This window comes from Metabacillus arenae, assembly GCF_014773385.1.
In the GTDB taxonomy this organism is placed as follows: Bacteria; Bacillota; Bacilli; order Bacillales; family Bacillaceae; genus Metabacillus_D; species Metabacillus_D arenae.
Window position 1 is genome coordinate 70,801 of sequence record NZ_JACXAI010000011.1, and the last position, 21,619, is coordinate 92,419.

The window sequence follows — 21,619 nt, forward strand, 5'->3', positions numbered from 1 at the left end:
AAATGAAGATGTCACCTTGATTTATAATTAGATTGGAGTCAGTATTAAATGAAAGTTATGTATTTAACAATCGAGCTTATTATCGGGTTTTTTCTTCTTTTTATTATCGTGAAGTTTGTAGGAAAGAAAATCATCAACCAATTTACCCCCTTCACTTTTATTGCTTCTATCGTGTTAGGAGAATTACTAGGAAATGCGTTATATGACCAGCAAATCGGTGTTCTTTATGTGATATATTCCATGACATTATGGGGCATTTTACTCTTTATTGTCGAATATCTTGGACAAAAGTATTTATCATTTCGCGGTATTTTTGAAGGAAAACCGTCTGCTCTTATTAAAAATGGGGTCATTGACCGGGAAGAGCTGAGGAAAAATAGAATGAATATTAATCAGCTGCAAAGCTTGCTTCGGCAAAGCGAAACCTTTTCAATTCGAGAAGTTGCCTATTGTTATTTAGAGGCAAACGGCTCGATAAGCATATTAAAAAAGACAAAATATCAGAAAACTACCCAGGAGGATTTCAATATGCCTGTAAAATCCGTTTATGTACCAGTCACATTTATCCGCGATGGCGAAGTTTTATGGGATGAACTAGACGATTTGGGCTATGATGAGTCTTGGTTAAAAACACAGCTATCATCCAAAGGAATTATTGGTGATTACAAGGATATTTTTATAGCCGAATGGCTTGAAGGAGAAGGTCTGTTCGTCCAAACTTATTAACAAACCGCCTCCATGAATGACACGCGGAAACATTCTCAATAAATTAAAAATCCTCATATTTTTGAAATTCTACAATATAATTCAAAGCTCTCAGGTCGTTTATTACTCATGGAGCTGAAATGAAGGATTACATCGACTCATTCTGTAATACCTCTATCCCATCCCATAACAATAGCAAAATAACACCAATCTTATTAACCTACTTGGAAATTAATCTTTACAAAAGAATTATTACTCCTTTGATAGTTAATCATTTCTTTTGCTACAATAGATTCATCCCTAATTTGAGGTGATGATTATGTGCGGCCGCTATACTTTATTTGCTGAATTTGGAGATATTATGGATCGGTTTGCAATTGAAGCAGCCATACAAGAGGAGCTTTTCAATCCGAGCTATAATGTTGCTCCCTCCCATTCTGTCATATCTGTAATCAATGACGGCAGCAGAAACAGACTTGGCTATTTACGCTGGGGATTAATTCCTCCTTGGGCAAAAGATGAAAAAATCGGCTATAAAATGATTAACGCCAGAGCTGAAACATTAACGGAAAAGCCCAGCTTCCGCAATGCTTATAAGAATAAGCGCTGCTTAATCATAGCCGACAGTTTCTATGAATGGAAACGTCATCCTGACAAAACCAAAACACCGATGCGCATTAAACTTAAAACCGGTGGGCTGTTTGCTATGGCAGGATTATGGGAGCAATGGAGGTCTCCAAAAGGAGAATCTATATACTCCTGTACAGTGATTACTACCTCAGCAAATACATTTATGAAAGAGATCCATGATCGCATGCCAGTCATTTTGATGCCAAACGATGAAAAAGTTTGGTTAGACCCATCAATTCATGATCCCAATTATTTAGATGGTTTTTTAAAGCCTCTTCCTGAAGAATTAATGGAAGCTTATCAAGTTTCGAGTTTAGTTAACTCACCTAAGAATAATTCACCTAATTTAATTGAAAAGATTTGTTAAGAAAGAGAATTAAAATAAGAAAGCACATGGACACCAATTCCATGTACTCCCTTTAGTTATCTTTAAGATTTGTTACTAAATACTAGAGCCTTGCGGAGATTTTTCAATGTCCCTGAACTTCCGTACATGAATACTCCACCGCGATACACGCGCGCTCCGAACATTGCACATAAAAGAATTGTGACGGCTAAGAGCACAATGGCTGTAACTAATTCCCATGTTGCTACATTTGTCATTCCGACCCTTAAAAACATGATAATAGGAGTAAATGGCGGAATATAAGAACTAACGGTTACATACATGGCTTCGGGGGTTCCGAGACCGAAGGCAGAAATGAAAAATCCAATCATTAAAAGGTAATTGATAGGCATGATCGCTTGGTTTGTTTCTTCAGCTCTACTGACAAGGCATCCTAGGGTAGCTGCCAATGTCGCGTATAATAGATAACCTAAGAAGAAAAATATGACCGCATAGACAATCGTTTCAACCGGAATGTTAGTTAACCCAAGCATTTGGAAAAGAGCTGGTAAGCTTTCTTCTCCACTGCTTTTCACTCTGTACAAAATCGTTAAACCGCTCACTCCTCCCATGAGCCCAAGCTGGACAATCCCTAGGAGGGCAATACCTGTAATTTTGGCAAACATTTGTGTAACAGGGGACACACTTGAAATAAGCAGTTCAATGACTCGTGAAGATTTTTCGGTTGCCACCTCTGTTGCAATCATGTTCCCGTATAAAATGAAAGAGAAATAAAGAACAAATAAAAGGACATAGACAAGCCAGCGGGTTTGTTCCTGAGCCTCTTCACTTTTTGCACTAGCTAGAATTGTCTTAGTTTCAAAGCTCACTGGACTTTCCACAGAACTATACTGCTGGGCTGAAATGCCTAATGACTGCAATGCTTCCTCTTCCTTTACATTTTGAAGTGCATTTTCCACTGATGCTGCAAGACTGTAATCATTACTTCCTTCAATATAAAAAGTACCTTTGGGCATACCATTTTCATCTTTAAATAGGTGCAGATATCCAGCTAAATCCCCATCCTCTACTGCTTTCTTAGCCTCTGATTCAGTACCGGTAAAGTTTGTTAACTTTATTTCATTATCAATCATGGAGACTTGGGTACTTAATTTCATAAATAAATTGTTCTGACTTTCATCAATGACCGCAACAGGTGCTTGTTCCTGGTCATTAAAAAGGTTGATAATCTTGTCAATATTTATCACTGCCACAATCAACAAGATACTTACAGCAGTAGAAATGAAGAACCCTTTTTTTGCAGCATGCTTCTTAAAGGTATACCAAACAATCGTCCAATAGTTATGCACTGGCTTTTCCCACCTTTTCTATAAAAATATCATTTAATGTTGGTTCTTCTACCTCGAATTTGTTAACAAAACCTTTTTGGGCAACCTGTTGAAAAATTTGTTTTGCGACCGTTTCATCAGCAACCTGGATACGAGTGGAATCGACTGTTTCCTTATAATGAATGACTCCAGGCACACTTTTTAAAAAGCTGGTTTCAAAATCTGCATGAATGACAATATGTTTTACCTTATGGCTTCGTTTAATATCTTTTAGCTTCCCTAATACAACTGGAGAACCATGGTGCATAATACATAATTTTTCACATAATTCTTCGACATGCTCCATCCGGTGACTTGAAAAAACAATTGTCGTACCTGCTTCTTTAAGCTTTGTAACTTCATCCTTTAAAAGGTTCACATTTACAGGATCAAGACCGCTGAATGGTTCGTCTAATATCAAAAGCTCAGGTTTATGAAGAACAGAGGCAATAAATTGGATTTTTTGCTGATTTCCTTTTGATAATTCTTCAATTGCTTTATTACGATAGTCGGAAATCTGGAATTTTTCTAACCAATCCTCGATCTCCTTACGTATTTCTTTTTTCTTCATACCACGGAGTCTGCCGAAAAAGTGCAGCTGATCAGCGACTTTTAATTTTGGATAGAGACCACGCTCCTCAGGCAGGTATCCAACAAGAGAGCTATTTTTATAACCAAGTTTTTTTCCTTTCCATGTAATCTCGCCTTCACTCGGTGTCAATAATCCGAGAGTCATGCGAAAAGTCGTTGTCTTTCCTGCTCCATTTGCTCCAAGCATTCCAAACATTTGCCCTTCTTCAACTGTAAGCGATAGATTATTAACCGCCGTGAAATTTCCAAATCGCTTTGATACATCTTGTATGACCAGACTCATATCAACTTTTCTCCCTTCTCTTCCTTTTTTAAGAGTTCTGTAAGAATTTCACGCAAATCCATTGGTTGAGTGTGAAGAACTTCTATTCCTTTCTTTTTTAAAGACTCTAAAGTTTGCGAATTGTTTTTCGTAATAAGCGAGCCATCTGCTTGATTGACGCTTATAAGTCCGGGGGTATCATTTTTAATGGCAAGGCTGTCTTTTATCCAAACTCTTCGCCAGTTTTGTTGTAGTTCATCTTTTTCAAAAATGCCTATATGTCTTCCTTGATGGACAAGCCAAATGTAATCGGCTATCCGCTTGATTTCATCTCCGGAATGGGATGCAAACAATACAGTCTGGTTTTCACTCCTTTCCATATATTTGATAATTTCTTCATCCAGCATTTCTTGTCCGGCAAAATCAAGACCTGCATATGGTTCATCAAGGAGAAGCAGACTTGAGCTCCTGCTTAATTGGATCGCTAAAAAGGCTTTCTTCTGTATGCCGCCTGACATTTTATCCAACCGTTTGTTGAGAGGGATTCCGAACTTTTGAACATACTCTTGAAAAATGGTTTCTGACCAATCTGCAAACGCCAATTTATTTAAGTCGGCAAGCTGCCTCATCGTAAATTTCCCTTGGACAACTAAACTTTGGGGCAAATAGGCTGTGCTTTTTTTCATTTCCGGTTCACCGGCATTTACATTCATAACTTTAATGCTGCCTTCATCATGTTTTACTAATCCCATTATCATTTGAAATAGCGTAGATTTTCCTGACCCGTTACTTCCAACCAATGCCACTACACTTCCAGGTTCAATCTCTGTATTTAATGGACCAAGGACAAAGTCTTTGTCAATTTTTTTTTGAAGATTATTAATCTCAAGTGTGTTCAAGCTTCTCTCTCCTTCTCTTGCAAAATTTCTGCAAACATCGACTCTATCTCTTTTATGGAATAATCATGTTTTAAAGCAGTGTCTATAGCAGTTTTCAGTGCATTTTGAACGGTTGAACGCTTTGTCATTGCAATTTTTGCTTCATCCACTTTTGCAACAAATGTTCCCTTTCCTTGTGTTGTTTTAATATAACCGCTAAGTTCAAGATTTTGATAAGCCCGACGCGTTGTAATGACACTGCAAGCCAAATCTTTTGCTAGAACTCGTATGGATGGAAGCGGGTTTCCAGCTGGCAGGTGCCCGGACACAATTAAAGCCTTTAACTGGGCCTCGATTTGATGATAGATTGGTTCTCTGGAATCTTCTCGTATTGTGATAGGCAGCTTCATGCTTTGTCTCTCCTTCCTGCCAATTTATACATGATAGTCAGCTTTCCTAACATAACCCTTTGCTTGTATATATCCGGTATAAAAGCTAACTCCCGCTAGAAGAAGAGCGGCAAGAACAGTCAAAAAAGGTGTGCTTTTGGAAAAGTTGATCGTCCAGCTGACTAAGCTGTCTCCAGTAACCCAGCTAATAATAAAGAAAGCAAGTAACACTATTGAGTAAAAGATGATATTGACTACCGCAATTTTTACTTTAGAAAAAGAAGAACCAACATCAGCCGAGACAAATTGAAAATTAACAGTCAACGTAATAAACATCCATACAATCAGAAATATGATAAATTCACTAGGTTTAAACACTGATTGAAATGTACCCGGATATAAATACACACAGATAAAGGAAACCGCAGATGAAACAGCCGCGAGCAAGCCTTTAAAAATAAAGCGGCTAAGGAGCAAAACATCTTGTTTAATCGGAAGCTGTGTAGCATAGACATAAAAGCTTGTAGCATACAGGTCTCCTTTAATATTTTCTGTTCTAAATGGTGCAAGTCTAAACAAAAGCGGATACATCGTTACGATAAAAACTAAAAAGGCATCCATAAAAAAGAATTTATAGTCACTTCCATGTTCTTGTATTAATTCGATAAACATTTCAATAATGAACGATGTGACGATTATGCAAAGCAATTGCATAAGACCTTGCTTTATCGGGGCCACTTTGAGCTCGAACCACACTAATTTCCAAATTTGATTTTGATTGGACATATTCTTTCCTCCAAACTGTTTTACTGTTCATGTGTTTATATCTATATATACAGTAAAACAATTTGTTGCCAATTTCAAGACTTTTAATGAAAAAATTCCCACTTTTTTTGAAAGTTTTTGGGTGAGCAGTTAGTAAATGTATTCAGCTTAGGGGATTACTAAAAAAAGATTTATCTTGCTCCTATGATGGATCTTGAAAAACCCTGTAACTAAGCAGTCCGAAAAGAAATGTAATATTGCCTGATGGGAAGGAAAACTTAACGATGGTTGGTAAGTATAGAATTAGGAAAAAAACTCTTGGAGAAGGGAAAACTAATGTTACCATGCGGTTTTTGGGGAAAGGATAAGGGATTTATGCCATAACTTTAATGACCATAAAAATGGACTTTAAAACGTCAATTGCAAAATGGATGACCAAGCAGGTAGTCTATATCCTTTAAGAAATAGACTACCAAGATTGCAGAAATCGTATCACTTTTTAAAAGCTTCATTTTTATTGTACAGTGAATAGAGCTGTTGCACGCGAGCAAGTCTTAATCCCAAATATTTGCTCTCGGAACATTTGCGGTTCTTAAATAATCTAGTATTTGCCCTGTATGTATGGATTCATGATAGCCGATACGTAAGAGCATATCTCCTAAATCTCGAACATATCCAACATCTGAGCGGTCGATTTTGATGCGAGATAAATCATCTTCGGTAAAAGATTTGATTGTACTTAAAAACTCCTTTCTATATGGCTTAGCAAAGTCTAATTCCTTTTTTACAGAAATTAACGGTTGGTTTTGGAAGGGGGATTCATACTGGGTTAAACTACCTTTGTTTTTTATTGCTAAATGGTAATAGTGTTCACTTTCTAAAACATGTCGGATCATTTCTAAACAAGTCATAGCCTTTTCATCTGGCTTCCAATTTAAAATGCTCTCTGGTATCTCAGACCACACTTTAACGCTTCTTCGCCTTACTTCTTCAAGATTTAAAATAACTAGCTTAATAGAATTCAAGATATCACCTCTTCTTTAGTATATCTATTACTTTATACGAATGGGTGTTCGTTATCATTGAATTAAAAATTATGTTCCTAGAGGAAACTTTTCCTCCTCCTTAAAAATAGATGGTGCGTTATATGGATAAGAGCACAATAATCAGCATAATTGCGCTGTTATAGAAATATTTTTTTCTATCTAACTCTTTTCGACTTAGGATCAATTAAATTATTTATCTTCAAAAGAATATTCCCTCTCAACTTTACAAATGCGGACTTTGAAATCCTCATACCATGTTTCTTTACCTTTTCTTTGTGCAGCTTGGTGGGCAGTATTTTCTTTCCATTCTTGAATAGCTTCTAAAGATTCCCAATAAGAAACAGTAATACCATAGCCTTTACTATCTCTAGCACTCTCAACATCAATAAATCCTGGTTGTTTGCTAGCTAATTCCACCATTTTATCTGCCATCATTTCATATTCACTTGATTCCTGATCAGTTCTTATAGAAGTAAATATAACTGCATAATATGTACTCATCATTTCTCCTCGGATTAACTATTTTTGTAAATATTTGCGGCTTCCTTACTTGGAATTATTTTATTAAATTTAATTCCACTATTATGTAAATGACTTTTGAGAACCTTGTTCTAAAATTCCTTCTAATTTTTGTTTTACAGATGCCCAATCACTTTCTATAATACTGTAAAAAACGGAATTACGGAAAGATCCATCTTTTCGTATCATGTGATTTCTTAAAATTCCTTCCTTTACTCCTCCTATTCGTTCAATTGCTTTTTGTGATCGTACGTTTTTTTCATCTGTTTTAAATTGAACGCGTATCACTTCCATGGATTCAAAACAGTATTTTAATAATAAGTATTTACACTCTGTGTTTATTTGCGATCCCCATACAGTAGGAGTTAACCAGGTCCATCCAATTTCTAAGCTATTGTTTTTATTAGAAATTTCAAGAAAACGTGTAGTACCAATTATTTTATCGCTCTCACGAAGTATAATAACAAACGGAAATTCTTTTCCACTTTTTTTGTTTTCTAAAGCCTCTTCTACAAAGGACTCCATATCATTTGGTGTTTGCATGATTTTGGGTAAATGTATCCATATGTTTCCATTATTTCCAATGTCATATAAGCCTTGAATATGACTCTTTTCCATAGGAACAATTTGAACACGCTCTCCTGTCAATTCATCAAGTAAAATTTTCATTTTACCAACATCCTCTTCTCATGGCATTCTGTCAAATTTTTATAAAAACCGTATCCACCATGTTCCATCATCCATTTGATAGGTTCATTAATTCATATAGCTAATCCTCCGCTGATAATCTTTTATTCAGCGGAGGTTTCAATTTTAATAATACCCATTCACCAAGCTTTAGTCGATTGTTAGAACAACTTTTCCACGGCCGTGTCCTCTTTCGATCTCTCGATGGGCGTCTGCGGCTTGGTGCAGCGGAAATGCCTTCCTAATGTGGATTTTTAATTTCCCTTGTGCGTAGAAATCTACTAGCTCAGCAAGTCGATCAACGGATCGTTGGCTGAGAATAGCACGAACACCGAGTTTTTCCACGAGATCAAATGCAACAATCGTGCCGATGCGATCCTTGTTTTCCACAAGCTCAACCGAGGGGAGCAGAGCGTCATCTCCGGCGGCATCTAAAGATGCATCCACACCATTCGGTGCGAGAGAACGAACTCTGCCGACAAGTCCGTCTCCATATGTGACTGGAATTGCACCGAGTGAGCAAAGGTAGTCGTGATTACTGTCACTAGCTGTACCAATAACGGTAGCTCCCCAGGCGTGAGCAAGCTGAACTGCGATTGTACCAACCCCGCCTGCTGCGGCATGTATTAACACAGTGTCACCTTTTCCTGCACCAATCTCCTTAAGAGCAGTGTGGGCGGTTTGTCCAGAAGCTGTTATGGCACCAGCCTCCTCCCAAGGCATGCTCTGTGGTTTGTGAATAATCTGGTCGACACTGACCACCACATATTCTGCATAACAGGCCATCATAGCCCAGCCAAGGACTTCACTGCCGACTGAGAAGTCAGTAACCTCGTCCCCTACTTGATCAACAATTCCTGCGAATTCGTTGCCGAGAATCTGTGGAAACCTCACCTCCAAACCGGGGGGAGTCCAGCCACTTTTACGAACCGCACAGTCGAACGGCTGAATTCCGGCAGCTTTGACACGGACCCGGACTTGTCCGGCTCCCGCCTGAGGATCATCAAATTCTATCGCTTGTAAAACATCTGGAGGTCCAAAAACAGAAAATGCCGCGGCTCTCATAACATATCCCTCTTTTCTAATTCCCAGTTAATAATTTGACAGACTTCTAGTTCAATAGAAGTATGATAAACTCCCCTAAAGAATCTTCCTTTCTGTGTTTTAAAACCCCACTTCGATTAAATTCAAAATCCTCATCATTCTGATGTGCGGGGTTCCAATGAAGACTGGATCCCAGATCATTCACCTTGCTGTAAACTCCTGCGGAAATGGCACCGCAAATAAAGTTTAGCATGGACAATATTATTAAAGGTCTGTAGACTCCAGAATCGGTTTCACTGTCCAATGCTTTTTAACCGACCTTCTTTTTAGTTTAGTTACATGTTTTATTCTATAATTGATAAATAATAAATAAAAATACATATTAATATATTTATATATATACTTGAGTATATGAATAAAGGAGTGCCAACATGGAATTACTGCAACTGCATTATTTTCGGACAGTCGCTAAGTTGGAGCATATGACGAAAGCTGCCCAAGAGCTTCGTATCGCGCAGCCGGCTCTAAGCAAAACCATCGCCAGGTTGGAAGAGGATTTAGGTGTACCATTATTTGATCGTCATGGAAGGAATATTCAACTCAACTCATTCGGAAAAGCGTTTTTAAAAAAAGCGGAAATGGCCCTAATGCTGCTTGAAGAGGGGCGTAGAGAAGTTGAAGATCTCGCAGGAATGGAAAGAGGGCGTGTTTTTCTAGCAACAACAACTCATAAATGCTTTTCAGACGTAATTGGTTCTTTTATAACCTTGCATCCAGATGTCAGACTTCAAATTACCCAAGCTTCAGGGGAAGAAAAGGTGCAACAGCTTCAGAACGGAGAAATCGACTTATGTATCACTTTCCCACCCATTGAGCAGAAAGGAATAGAGGGATTATCCTTTCTCACTGAAGAAATTTTACTAGCTGTGCCTCATACACATCGATTTGCTAATCGGAGTAATATAGATTTAAGCGAAGCAGCTGGAGATCCTTTTATTTGTATAAAAAAAGGAAATCCGTTCCGAGAGATGACGGATGAGTTTTGTCAACTAGCTGGATTCACTCCGAATATAATATGTGAAGTTGATGAACATTCTGCAATAGGTCATTTCATCCGGCTGGGAATCGGTGTTGCGTTTTTACCGGAAACGTTAATAGAACATTTTGAAACATCATTACATTTAGTTCATATCAATCATCCTATTTGTCAGCGCACCTACCAAATAGCATGGCTTGAAGGGCGCTATATGTCCGTGGCTGCTCGTAAGTTTCGGGAATTTGTCGTTCAGAGCTTTACCGCATTGTAATGAAAACAACCAGGTTTCTTTTTTACTGTTTTCATCATTCAAACATACCTTAAAGTGGACTAGTAAAAACAATAATAACTTTTTAGGATGGTAGAATTTATGATTAGTATAGGTACAACAAAGAGAGATATGTATAAATGGCTCGTTCTGTTAATTGCAACTATTTCTCAAACATTTGCTACGTTCGTTACATATGGAGTTGGACCGTTAGCTTCCTTATGGCAGCAAGAATACCACTTATCACAGTTTCAAACAGGTTTGCTCGTATCAGCTGTAAACATCGGACCTATCTGCTCTATGTTGGTTTTTGGGGACCTTATGGATCGATATGGAGAAAGGTGGATTGTTGGATTAGGGTCTGTTTTTCTTGGAGCTAGTATGTTATTTGCATATCAAGTGACTAATTATATTTATTTATTTGTCATTTTACTGTTTGCAGGGGTCTGGTATGGGACAGCTCAACCTGGGGGAAGTAAGGCTGTTGTAAAGTGATTTCCCACGAATCGAAGAGGGCTTGCAATGGGAATTCGGCAAACTGGTATACCCATTGGAGGAGCTTTAGCTTCTCTTACACTCCCTGTCGTTTTCTATAAATATGGATTACCTTCTGTTATTCTAGTTCAAGCTTTAACTGCCATTGCAGGAAGCATTCTATTTATTACCTTTTATCGAGATTATGAAGTTCAGAAGGAGAAAGTAAAAAAGGTGACATTTATTGAGAAACTAGGAAAAATAAAGAGCAATCATTCTTTATATCCCGTATTTTTAATTGGTGTAACGATGATTTCTTTGCAAATGGTCGTAGTGGCACATTTAATGGGCTACCTTTCTAATGAATTGAAAATGAATTTACACGATGCCGGAATCCTGCTAAGTATTTCCCTGATAGGCGGTATGATTGGAAGAATTCTACTCGCATGGGCAAGTGATAAACTATTTAAAGGAAACCGTTCTGCCCCTTTAATAATAACAATTGGAATAAGTGTATTCCTAATCCTATGTACAAGTTATCTCATCCCTCATTTGCCAATATGGGTACTTTATATGGTTTGTTTTTTTCTTGGTTTTTTTGGAATTGGATGGTTTAGCTTATTTATTGTATTAGTGTCTGAAAAGGCAAATCCGCGCCTTATCGGATTAACAGTTAGTTTTGCTTTAACCTTAAACCAACTATCTATTGTTATTGCTCCTGCACTTTTTGGAATAGCAGTAGACTATTTTCACAACTATGCTATCCCGTTTAGCACCCTAGCTGCTCTTATTGGACTTGGAGGCATATGGTTAATGATTGGTGAACATCGTAATAAGCAGGTCCATATTCGAGATAATAGGAATTAACAATTAGAAAAATGATCTACTTAAAGCCGAATTTCCTTACACTATGGATGAATCGCCCTCATTTTTTTTACGAATTCCCACAATAATCATCATGCCAAAATGATTTTCTTGTTCTGGATTAAATGTGCTTTCAATACGTTCTGCTTCTATCTGTTAAAGATGGATTGATTATATCCGTTACGGCCCGATATATATTTTCAGGATGCAAAGGCACTTATTTCAAAATAATAGAAACGCCAACATTCACTTTTCCTGGCTTTATACTGATACATAGATTCCAAAATGATTTTTTCTTTTTTGTACAATGTTTTTTAAGAGAGCCCTGTTATTGCTAATGTGCTTGGAACAATCGTAATGATCAAGAAAACAAAAGAAGTTGGTCCCTTCTATGGAACCAACCATCTGAATCAATCATCTCTTCTATTCTCATCACCGATATCTTGTGGATCTTCTATTGGATCTTCAGGATCTGGTTTTTTATCTTTTTCGTCATCTTGATTTATTGTATCATCTTCATCGACTCCAGGTACATTTTCGTCCATATTATTCATATCTTCATTATTAGGAGCTTGTTCCTCATTCTGCCCATTTTCTGGAGGCGCCGGGTCTTGATCGTCATTTACTGCACAACCTGTGATCAGCGTGACAGCAAATAGTGTACTTAATGTTTTAATTAGCCAGTCCTTCATTGTACTACCCCTTTCTTATTAAGTTATACTTGAATATCTTTTGTAATTTATCCTTTTTTATTCAATTAAATATTTTTTTTAGAAGATTATTTATAATTTTTCACTCTTCTTTGAAATAAATACTATCCAATATATGGTGTAGTACCAACATTTTTACATAAAGTTTTAGTAAGGTTTAAGTCTCTATTTTGCACTTTACTCTGCCATTCATGATCATTTCATTAGGTTCATTGCTGCCTGAGTTTGGGATTCTTGCTGACTTTGTACTTGGTTATTTTGTTGCATTTGTTGATCTTGTAGTTGGTTGCTTTGTGGCATTTGTTGACCTTGGCCACTCATTCCGGCAATAAGTGGTACATATTGCTGCACCGTTTTTCCCAGACCTTGTCCTCGTGTCATGCTGTAGTAAGCAGCTGCTCCTATACCTGCAGAAGCTAGTAAAGGTAACCAGACTTGTTGTTTTTGCAATGTATACACCCCCTTTATTCATCCCTTTTATTTTGGTGTGCGTATTAAAAATCATGTAAGTGAACCATTTCCACCCATAAGATTTCTGCTGGAAGTCTGATTTTCTATATTACCTATCCTGATTAAGTACGTTGATTATAAGGTTTATTTGATTGTATAGATGCTCTTTGGTAAATGGTTCCGCACACTTAGAAAATTCTGCAATTAAACGGACAATCTCCCTTTTGAATAAGAAAATTTCATGATCATTAAGCATAACTATCCCCCTTAAATCATTTCCTTTTTTAATACCCTTCAAATAGAGAAGTCATCCCATATAAATAAAAGAAATACCTCAGAAGGCAGAAAAAGATTTCAGTCTGTTCAACTATACATATTTAACTTTCTAACTAACCAATTTTGAATGAAAGAAGTGAATTAAAATGACCGTAGTAAATCAAGTCAAGACGACGCTGGCAGGATTAAAAAGTGCACAAGCCAGCTTCGAAACCTTTGCACTTGGTACTGATAATGAACAAGCCAAGCAGCTTTATCAACAAGCAGCTAAGCAAACTCAAGCTATTGTTGACAGTATCAGTCCACGTCTTCAGCAAATTGAACAAGAAGAACCTCAATACAAAGAATAAAAGGTTGGTTGATTCAATCAACCTTTTTTATACTTCGATTTATGGATAGAGGGTGATTCCATGAAAAATTGGCTGAAAGGATTAAACATTAGTCTTTTCTTAATAGCGATTATCGGACTTTACACTGGATGTGCGGGAAATCAGAATCAGTTTGCTGACAACACCGATAATGCAAACATCGTAAAGGTACATACAAGTAAACCAATCGATCAAACTGTTGCTAATAAAGCAAAAGAAAAGGTAATAAAAGGAGAAGAAATTTCAGGTGTTAAAGCGGTGAATACAGATAAGGAGCTGTTTTTGGCGCTAAAGATCGATCAATTTGATCGGTTTCGACTCAAAAATATCGAAAAGAAAGTGAAAACAGACTTAGAAAAAACATATCCTGATCATAAAATCCTCGTCTCTACCGATTCAAAAATGTATCTGGAACTGGGCCAATTAGAAGTAAAATTACAAAAAGATAACACAAAGATGAAAACATTAAAAAAAGAGTTCAACAGAATCAAAAGCCTTATGAAGGAAAAAACGTGACGGAAAAGGGGAACAGGCATGTCAAATAATCAAAAGAAAAAACTAACACCCGTCCAACAGGAATACCAAGCCCTCGAAGATAAACTCGAAACAAAAAGACCTATATTTACAAATTGTATAAAAGCTTTTATAACAGGCGGTATCATTTGCCTGATCGGACAGGCTATTCAAATGTTTTATATCTATTATTTTGATTTTACAGACCAAACCGCCGGCAATCCAACGGTTGGAACCTTGATTTTCATCTCTATGCTTCTTACAGGTTTTGGAGTCTATGATCGAATCGCACAATTTGGAGGGGCAGGTTCTGCTGTTCCGGTTACTGGATTTGGAAATGCCGTCATATCAGCTGCCATTGAACATCGAACCGAAGGGTTTGTGTTAGGTGTGGGCGGTAATATGTTTAAATTGGCGGGTTCTGTGATTTTGTTTGGTGTTTTTTCTGCATTTGTGATTGCTATGATTAAAACAATTCTTATACAGTGGGGCGGGTTGTGATGTTAACGGGGCATCGTACATGGGTTTTTGATCAAAAGCCGGTTATACTCTCCACCGGAACTGTAGGCGGACCCTTTGAAGCAGATGGGTTACTTACTGAAGACTTTGATATCCTCCATTCCGATTTATGGTTATCACAATATGAGAAAGCCCATAAAGTTCTTATTGAAGAAGCCTGTCAAAAAGCTATCGAAAAAGCCGGCCTTCAAAAGGAACAAATCCAATTTTTTCTTGGAGGAGACCTTATTAATCAGATTACACCAACAAGCTTTGCTTCACGTACATTGGGAACTCCTTATCTTGGATTGTTTGGTGCTTGTTCGACCTCAATGGAAGGACTTGCTCTTGGTGCCTATCTTGTTAACACGAAAGGGGCCAACTATTTGTTAACAGGGGCCTCTAGTCATAATACTGCTGTAGAAAAACAGTTCCGCTACCCGACGGAGTATGGGGGTCAGAAACCACCTACTGCCCAATGGACGGTCACAGGTGCTGGAGTCGCATTGTTAAGTAATTCTGGAGAGGGACCATGTGTTACATCAGCTACGATTGGTCGAGTCATTGATATGGGAATGACAGATCCGTTTAATATGGGAGGAGCGATGGCTCCCGCGGCAGTTGATACGATTGAAGCTCATTTAACAGAACGAAAACTTGACCCTTCGTATTATGATTTAATTGTAACCGGAGATCTGGGTCAAATTGGCCACGAAGTTTCACTTGATTTATTTAAAAAACATGGAACCCTAATCGATGAAGAAAACTACCAGGACTGTGGGTTGATGATTTACCGAGAAGAGCAGCCGGTCTTAGCTGGAGCAAGTGGACCGGGTTGTTCAGCGACGGTTGTTTATGGTCATTTGTTAAATCGCATGAAAAAAGGGGAACTCAAACGAATATTGGTTGTAGCAACAGGAGCTTTATTGTCGCCGTTAAGTTTTCAGCAAAATGAAACGATTCCTTGCATCGCACATGCGGTGTCGATTGAATACGGAGGTGAATAACGAGCATGATTTTCTTTTGGGCTTTTGTTGTAGGTGGATTGATTTGCGTCGTCGGTCAAATTATGTTTGATGTGTTTAAACTCACTCCAGCCCACACATTAAGTACGTTCGTTGTCATCGGTGCCCTTCTTGATGGGTTTGGTTTATATGAACCATTTATTGATTTTGCTGGAGCTGGAGCTACCATTCCCATTACAAGTTTCGGAAATTCCCTCGTTCACGGAGCAATGGAAGAAGCAGAAAAACACGGGTTAGTCGGTGTGATATCGGGAATGTTTGAAGTGACAAGTGCCGGTATATCAGCTGCGATAATTTTCGGTATGATCGGCGCCTTGCTTTTTAAACCTAAAGGATAAGGTGGATGTAAAATGACTGTTTCATCACAGGTTAAGCAAACTCTTGCCAGCCTCAAAGGTATCGAAGCTGATTTATCCAGTTTAGCATTACGGACTCAAGATCATGACTCAAAGCGCAAGTTGCATGAAACCATGATGGAGGTGCATGAGGTAGCGACAGATTTAAAACAACGAGTTGGAGAATTGGAAAGAGAGGAATTTCAGTACAAAGGTTTTTGATAAAAACTGATTCATTTACAGGAGGTGTCAAGCAGTGCCTGAATGGCTAGAGGTAGTCGTGCGGTCGTTAATATTTGTTATTGTTCTATTTTTCATCACAAAATGGTTAGGAAAAAAACAACTTTCTGAGCTTTCTTTCTTTGAATATGTCACCGGGATTACGATTGGAAGTATAGGAGCAGAAGTTGTCATGGGATTTGAACGAAACATTTTTAACGGGATCATTGGAATTATGATCTTTGCAGCAATACCCTTTTTAGCAGGTTTGCTTTCCTTAAAAAGTAAGGCTTTTCGTAATTTTATAGAAGGGAGAGCAACTGTTTTAATAAAAGATGGGAAAATTATGGAGGATAATTTAAAATAGGAAAAATACACAACCGATGAACTATTAGAATTACTTCGAAAAAAAGATGTCTTTAAGACGGCTGATGTCGAATTTGCTTTATTAGAGCCAACAGGTGATTTAAGCGTAATGCTTAAGAAAGAGAACCAACCATTGACTCCGAAAGATGTAAACTTAAACGTTGCTTCTGTTAAGGAACCGCAGGCCGTTATCATGGATGGGAAGATCTTGGATGAGCCTCTGTCGACGATTGGTCGAAATCGGAGATGGTTAAAAACCGAATTGGAAAAACAAGGGGTTACGATTGAAAATGTATTTCTTGGACAAGTGGATTCTGATGGCCAATTAACAATCGACCTTTTTGACGATAAACTTCAAGTCCCGGCTCCTCAAGAAAAGCGATTAATCCTTTCGACTATGAAGAAATGTCAAGCAGACTTGGAGTTGTTTGCGCTTGGAACAGAAGCAAAGGAAGCCAAACATATGTATAGTGAAAATAGTAAAAAGTTACAAGAAGCCATTAATAAAGTTACACCCATTTTAAAAGGCTAATGGTTGTTAAAATTACATTGAGATAAAGTATATAAAATAGTCACAGCTTATTTCTTATTTTAGGATTTCTTTTTTGAAAAAGCACCTTTCTTATGGAAAAACATAAATTACTTTTATGATTGAAATCTTAGCCTAAAACCTATAGAGGTTTAAATGTTGAAAACTCCTTTTATACGCTTATCTTAACTACAAAGGTGAGAGACCATTTGTGGCTTGTTTTATGTCTGCTTTTTTAATTTGTCTTTTTTGATGGGATAACAAATTTTATAGAAGACTGCCTATTTCTAAGACAGTCTTCCTTATTAACATACTAACTTCTTTTACCTTCAAGTTGATCAATATAAAATCTCTGTTAAATGTAAACTATTCATACTTACAGTTTGATTCTCTTCTTGATCACAAAAATCTCAGTTTTGGTTACGCCAATTTCTCATCATTTGCTCATAAATCATACTCATCGACTGGGGAGAGCTAGGAGGCATAAATACCATGTTCATCCTGCGCTGTTCTTCCTCTATTCGAGAGTCCATTACCGTTTTTAAATGTCCTGTACGATAAAGTTGATTTTTAAAGGAAGGAAGAGAAACGGGTATGGTTATCTTCTTATTATTGGTAAATGTAACGATTGTTTGATCAGATTCATTTGAAACATATTTATATACATGCTTATGTGAAATCCAAACACATTGAGGATTATTTGCAGATTGTGTCGGAAAAAAGTAAATAACTTGGACAGGATCTACGATGATTGGTGGCTTATGGGTAATATCTATTAACTCTCTTGTACCAATTTTTCTTCCCTCGTAACTAGCAGAGTAGTATTTGCAGCTATAATCGATTAATTCTAATGGCCGCTGATCGATAATCAATTCCTTTTCTTCTTCTATTACTTTCGACATAAGTTTCTTTTCTTGAGGATGGGGAAAGATGGCCATTGTTTCTGGTTTTACAAAATAACGAACTTCATTTTTTACTTTCGTTTTCATTTGAACACACCTCATTTTATAGGAATTTATTACTACAAACAGATTACCATGTCTTTTTCTGTTTTTCTACAAATTTACATAAAATATACAAAATCGTGACATTTTTACATTTTGTTAAAATTACATAAACCTTTTATTTACAAGACTTATTGCAACTTTTTCAAAACATTTGTTTGTTTTTTTGTTAATTAGCTTTAAAAAAGGGTAAAATATTTTAACATTTTATTTAGTTCAAATTATCTAGTTTAGTATAAACAAGAGCTATTCCTACTAGTAAAAATATACCTAAGTATCATATATGCATTTTTACAAAATAGAATTTTTAAATTGTTACCATAATAAAAACCACCTAACATAATGGTTTTAGGTGGTTTAAACTGCTGGCTCTGCTTCCTGCTCCAATTCAACTATGTGTTTTTCTGAAATTGTCTCTAATGTTAAATCGTGAATCGTGATTTCAGGCCGGCTTCCTACACGAATATTTATTCCGGTTTGCCCTAACCCTTCACTTATATAGAACGGCTTACCATTAAAATGATGTAAACCCTTTACCATCTTCATCTTAATTAATTTCCCCATTTTCACTAAGTGATACGGCTTTGGCCAATGAATTTGCCCTCCATGAAAATGACCAGAAAGCAAGTAATCAAAAGAAAAGTCTTTCATATCAAGCACGATATTTGGATCATGTGTCAAAACAAGATTGTAGCCTTTCTCAAGTCCATAATAAGATTTGAATATATCACTTCGCTTCGTACTGAAGTCATCGATCCCTATAATATTTACTCTTTTGCCGTTAATCATAATAGTATCATTTTGATTTTGCATTGTTTTACATCCAAATTCATCTAATGTCTGTTTTAATTTATTAAAGTTTGGATGACTCAGCACATAATCATGATTTCCGAATACTGCATATATTCCGTACTTTGGATTTAATTCATTTAACACTTTTAAATAAGGAATTAGCCTTGGGATGCTCCGTTTCCTGTCTAAGAAGTCACCTGTTAAAGCGATCAAGTCTATTGAATGGTTTTGGAGCCTATCATAAAGCTTGGCTGGAGAAATAGAAATGTTTTCTAAATGCATATCTGAAATTTGCAATAAACGGATCTTGTTCGTTTGTTCAGAAGTAATAGCATTATCTATTGAAACATGGTTGATTACAATGTCTTGTGTATTTTTATATCCTTTATAAAAGAAGAAAAATAATAATAATCCTGCCAGAATCGTTAATAAAAGGATCAATAAAATCCCCTCCTCCTATACAATTATAGGAAATTTGAGGGGATATTGGTACCTGTAATTATTGGAGATTCTTCCAACCAATTAATTACCTTATAATACTAATCTTCACTTTTGTTATACTTTACCGTATTTCCCTAATAATGATTTCGTTGACATAAATAAGTAATTTGGAGATTTATTTTTTTGCCTGGCCGGATTTGATGAAGATATAAGAAAAATTGGAAAAAGAGCTAATTGTTTGAACCATATATACAGGCGGCTTGTTATTGAAAATGATTCAAACCCTAAACGCTCAGACCCCCTGTTTAACATTGTTATACCAATAATACCTTTAATTTGTTCCTTTTTTTTATGCTGCTCTACATATGAAGCCAAATAGGGTAAGGACTCTTTTATTTTTTTGTATACTACCACTGCTCTTTTTATATCATTGTTAATATTATAAAGCTCTTTTAATAACTGAACATTGTGGAGATGGATTTTAACAAGAGTATCATTTTTTTTAATGATTGTACCATCAGAAAGAACAACCTCTCTCCCTTTATAACGAGTCAGCCGCACTCGAAATATCGTCTTCTTCTTTTCTGTTTGTTTAAGGTATTGAAGACGAGTAAATGTATAATATACAGGATCTAAAATACTCCAGGCAGAGATAATGTAAAGTTTCATTTTCATAATTATTCTCCTTGAAATCTTTCTTAAGCCTTTATCACACTCTTTACGGGCAGTAAAACCTCGAACTTCAATCCTTCTGATTAAAAGTTTCACTTTATTATTTTGACAAGAAAACTTAAAAATATGGATGGAAATTGCAGGGTTTGTTGAATGATATTTCATGAACAGCACAAACTATTTTAAGAAAAGCGGAAGTGCCTTGATCAGCCAAGGATAGCACTAAGACTAGCTTCAAAGAAAGGCGTTTTTTCCTTTCTTTGAAGCTTGGCTTGTAACCTGAGGGTGGATAGGCGCGGAAGCTGGACTACGAGAACATACTTAAATACGTTCATCATTTATTGGACTTAAAAATTTTGGAATATACTAAAAAAAGAACGAGGTAATTGTCATGAAAAGCATATTATTTATGCCTTTTTTGCAAATTTCTTCAGGACACCATCATGTAGCGGATGGGATAATGGAAGGGCTTCAGGAAATAGATGATTCATTTCAGTGTGAAAAGGTAGATATTTTATCTTATAGCTACGGCAAAACCGAAGCGTTTGTATCAGCCGTTTATTTAAAATGGATTCATATTTTCCCTAGTTTTTACAGCTGGATTTACCGAAAATCTGTATTTGAAAATAAGGTCAATGACAAGCGCTTCCGTTTATATGAGCTCTTATTTTTATTTTGGATGAAAAAATTGATAGAGGAAAAAAATCCTCGCCTGATTATTTGCACCCATGCCCTGCCTTCCTACATGCTTAGTCAAATAAAACAAAGGACAAAGCAAAGCACTCCTGTAATCAATGTTTACACCGATTATTTTATTAATCATATTTGGGGAATTAAGGAGATTGATTACCATTTTGTTCCCAGCAGTATGATGAAGGATTATTTAATTGATCGGGGGATTGAATCCAATCGGATTCATGTAACCGGTATTCCTATCCATCCAAAATTAAAGGAAAACATAAAGGAGAACATAAAGAAAACAAAAAAACGAAACAAATACTCCATCCTCTTATCTGGAGGTAACCTGGGTACTGGCGAATTAAAAAAATTTGTTCAAAAGCTGCAACCAAAAGGACATATTCAATACAAAGTATTATGTGGAAAAAACGCGAAGCTTTTTCAATTTATTAAAGAGCTTGAAAACCCGTGGATTATCCCCTTGTCCTATATTTCATCTAAAGAAGAAATGAATCTGCTGTATCACGAATCAGATGCAATTATTACTAAACCAGGGGGGGTAACCATTAGTGAATGCTTATTTAAGAAACTCCCTATATTTGTGTATCATTCATTGCCTGGTCAAGAGGAACTCAATTTACGTTTTCTGAAAAAAGAGGGCCTTGTCTTTCATTTAGAGGGCTGGAGAAGGCAATCAAATCTGGAAGAACAAATTCAAAATACTTTAGATTCCAAACAACAGAATAAAGGATTAAGTGACAGTCTGAATGCCTATCATGAGGAATTAGCGAATGAAGATATCTCAGAGGCTATCAATCAAATTTTAATACGTTATGGATAAGATTCTCTATACAATGTCAATATGTTTGAGT

24 protein-coding genes and 2 pseudogenes are annotated in these 21,619 nt (G+C 36.6%); 12 read left to right on the top strand and 14 right to left on the bottom strand.

What is annotated here, in order from left to right:
- Positions 1-48: 48 nt before the first annotated feature.
- Positions 49-726: a DUF421 domain-containing protein gene (locus IC621_RS10365; RefSeq protein WP_191158227.1), complete on the top strand. Its 678-nt coding sequence runs from the start codon at positions 49-51 to the stop codon at positions 724-726.
- 298 nt (positions 727-1,024) lie between these two features.
- Positions 1,025-1,702: an SOS response-associated peptidase gene (locus tag IC621_RS10370; RefSeq protein WP_191158228.1), complete on the top strand. Its 678-nt coding sequence runs from the start codon at positions 1,025-1,027 to the stop codon at positions 1,700-1,702.
- Positions 1,703-1,764: 62 nt separating this feature from the next.
- On the opposite strand, the gene IC621_RS10375 is transcribed toward IC621_RS10370, so the two are convergent.
- The 9 genes from IC621_RS10375 to IC621_RS10415 all read right to left on the bottom strand — a co-directional run bounded on the left by IC621_RS10375 (position 1,765) and on the right by IC621_RS10415 (position 9,250).
- On the bottom strand, positions 1,765-3,030 hold the full coding sequence (locus IC621_RS10375) for an ABC transporter permease (protein ID WP_191158229.1): 1,266 nt from the start codon (positions 3,028-3,030) through the stop codon (positions 1,765-1,767).
- On the bottom strand, positions 3,023-3,922 hold the full coding sequence (locus IC621_RS10380; RefSeq protein ID WP_191158230.1) for an ABC transporter ATP-binding protein: 900 nt from the start codon (positions 3,920-3,922) through the stop codon (positions 3,023-3,025). Before IC621_RS10380 ends, IC621_RS10375 begins: the two co-directional genes overlap by 8 nt.
- Entirely contained in the window at positions 3,919-4,800 is an 882-nt protein-coding gene (locus IC621_RS10385) for an ATP-binding cassette domain-containing protein (protein WP_191158231.1), read from the bottom strand. The genes IC621_RS10380 and IC621_RS10385 overlap by 4 nt, the downstream gene beginning before the upstream one ends.
- The gene (locus IC621_RS10390; protein WP_191158232.1) at positions 4,797-5,189 is read right to left on the bottom strand and encodes a GntR family transcriptional regulator; all 393 of its coding nucleotides are present in this window, start codon (positions 5,187-5,189) and stop codon (positions 4,797-4,799) included. Before IC621_RS10390 ends, IC621_RS10385 begins: the two co-directional genes overlap by 4 nt.
- Before the next feature lie 24 nt (positions 5,190-5,213).
- Positions 5,214-5,954 (bottom strand): hypothetical protein, encoded by a 741-nt coding sequence (locus IC621_RS10395; RefSeq protein WP_191158233.1) that lies wholly within the window; start codon positions 5,952-5,954, stop codon positions 5,214-5,216.
- 533 nt (positions 5,955-6,487) lie between these two features.
- Positions 6,488-6,958: a DinB family protein gene (locus tag IC621_RS10400; RefSeq protein WP_191158234.1), complete on the bottom strand. Its 471-nt coding sequence runs from the start codon at positions 6,956-6,958 to the stop codon at positions 6,488-6,490.
- A gap of 210 nt (positions 6,959-7,168) precedes the next feature.
- Positions 7,169-7,483 (bottom strand): antibiotic biosynthesis monooxygenase family protein, encoded by a 315-nt coding sequence (locus IC621_RS10405; RefSeq protein ID WP_191158235.1) that lies wholly within the window; start codon positions 7,481-7,483, stop codon positions 7,169-7,171.
- Positions 7,484-7,561: 78 nt separating this feature from the next.
- On the bottom strand, positions 7,562-8,167 hold the full coding sequence (locus IC621_RS10410) for a GNAT family N-acetyltransferase (RefSeq protein ID WP_191158236.1): 606 nt from the start codon (positions 8,165-8,167) through the stop codon (positions 7,562-7,564).
- Between the two features lie 168 nt (positions 8,168-8,335).
- Positions 8,336-9,250: an NADP-dependent oxidoreductase gene (locus IC621_RS10415; RefSeq protein WP_191158237.1), complete on the bottom strand. Its 915-nt coding sequence runs from the start codon at positions 9,248-9,250 to the stop codon at positions 8,336-8,338.
- A gap of 410 nt (positions 9,251-9,660) precedes the next feature.
- On the opposite strand from IC621_RS10415, the gene IC621_RS10420 reads away from it, so the two are divergent.
- The gene (locus IC621_RS10420; protein WP_191158238.1) at positions 9,661-10,536 is read left to right on the top strand and encodes a LysR family transcriptional regulator; all 876 of its coding nucleotides are present in this window, start codon (positions 9,661-9,663) and stop codon (positions 10,534-10,536) included.
- A 99-nt stretch (positions 10,537-10,635) separates the two neighbouring features.
- A pseudogene (locus IC621_RS10425) lies at positions 10,636-11,874 on the top strand (MFS transporter).
- A 407-nt stretch (positions 11,875-12,281) separates the two neighbouring features.
- Here IC621_RS10425 and IC621_RS10430 read toward each other — a convergent pair.
- Both IC621_RS10430 and IC621_RS10435 read right to left on the bottom strand, forming a co-directional pair.
- Positions 12,282-12,563, bottom strand: a complete 282-nt coding sequence (locus IC621_RS10430) for a hypothetical protein (protein WP_191158239.1) — start codon at positions 12,561-12,563, stop codon at positions 12,282-12,284.
- A gap of 213 nt (positions 12,564-12,776) precedes the next feature.
- Positions 12,777-13,031: a hypothetical protein gene (locus tag IC621_RS10435; protein WP_191158240.1), complete on the bottom strand. Its 255-nt coding sequence runs from the start codon at positions 13,029-13,031 to the stop codon at positions 12,777-12,779.
- Between the two features lie 422 nt (positions 13,032-13,453).
- Between IC621_RS10435 and IC621_RS10440 the strand changes: the two genes are divergently transcribed.
- The 7 genes and pseudogenes from IC621_RS10440 (at position 13,454) to IC621_RS10470 (ending at position 17,163) form a co-directional block, all read left to right on the top strand.
- Entirely contained in the window at positions 13,454-13,657 is a 204-nt protein-coding gene (locus IC621_RS10440) for a DUF1657 domain-containing protein (protein WP_191158241.1), read from the top strand.
- 60 nt (positions 13,658-13,717) lie between these two features.
- Positions 13,718-14,191, top strand: coding sequence for a YhcN/YlaJ family sporulation lipoprotein (locus IC621_RS10445; RefSeq protein ID WP_191158242.1), 474 nt, complete (start codon positions 13,718-13,720; stop codon positions 14,189-14,191).
- Positions 14,192-14,209: 18 nt separating this feature from the next.
- A complete protein-coding gene (gene spoVAC, locus IC621_RS10450; RefSeq protein WP_191158243.1) occupies positions 14,210-14,689 on the top strand; it encodes a stage V sporulation protein AC in 480 nt (159 codons plus the stop codon).
- Complete coding sequence (spoVAD, locus tag IC621_RS10455) at positions 14,689-15,693, top strand: stage V sporulation protein AD (RefSeq protein ID WP_191158244.1); 1,005 nt, start codon at positions 14,689-14,691, stop codon at positions 15,691-15,693. Before spoVAC ends, spoVAD begins: the two co-directional genes overlap by 1 nt.
- A gap of 5 nt (positions 15,694-15,698) precedes the next feature.
- On the top strand, positions 15,699-16,049 hold the full coding sequence (gene spoVAE / locus IC621_RS10460) for a stage V sporulation protein AE (RefSeq protein ID WP_191158245.1): 351 nt from the start codon (positions 15,699-15,701) through the stop codon (positions 16,047-16,049).
- Positions 16,050-16,061: 12 nt separating this feature from the next.
- Positions 16,062-16,268, top strand: a complete 207-nt coding sequence (locus tag IC621_RS10465) for a DUF1657 domain-containing protein (RefSeq protein ID WP_191158246.1) — start codon at positions 16,062-16,064, stop codon at positions 16,266-16,268.
- 34 nt (positions 16,269-16,302) lie between these two features.
- Positions 16,303-17,163, top strand: a pseudogene (locus IC621_RS10470) (DUF421 domain-containing protein).
- A 407-nt stretch (positions 17,164-17,570) separates the two neighbouring features.
- On the opposite strand, the gene IC621_RS10475 reads toward IC621_RS10470, so the two are convergent.
- From IC621_RS10475 to IC621_RS10485, 3 genes are all read right to left on the bottom strand, one after another.
- Entirely contained in the window at positions 17,571-18,149 is a 579-nt protein-coding gene (locus IC621_RS10475) for a competence protein ComK (RefSeq protein WP_191158247.1), read from the bottom strand.
- 372 nt (positions 18,150-18,521) lie between these two features.
- Positions 18,522-19,403: a metallophosphoesterase gene (locus IC621_RS10480; protein ID WP_191158319.1), complete on the bottom strand. Its 882-nt coding sequence runs from the start codon at positions 19,401-19,403 to the stop codon at positions 18,522-18,524.
- Positions 19,404-19,511: 108 nt separating this feature from the next.
- Entirely contained in the window at positions 19,512-20,072 is a 561-nt protein-coding gene (locus IC621_RS10485; protein WP_318153026.1) for a YkoP family protein, read from the bottom strand.
- A 388-nt stretch (positions 20,073-20,460) separates the two neighbouring features.
- On the opposite strand from IC621_RS10485, the gene IC621_RS10490 reads away from it, so the two are divergent.
- Entirely contained in the window at positions 20,461-21,588 is a 1,128-nt protein-coding gene (locus tag IC621_RS10490) for an MGDG synthase family glycosyltransferase (protein ID WP_191158248.1), read from the top strand.
- Positions 21,589-21,619: the final 31 nt, after the last annotated feature.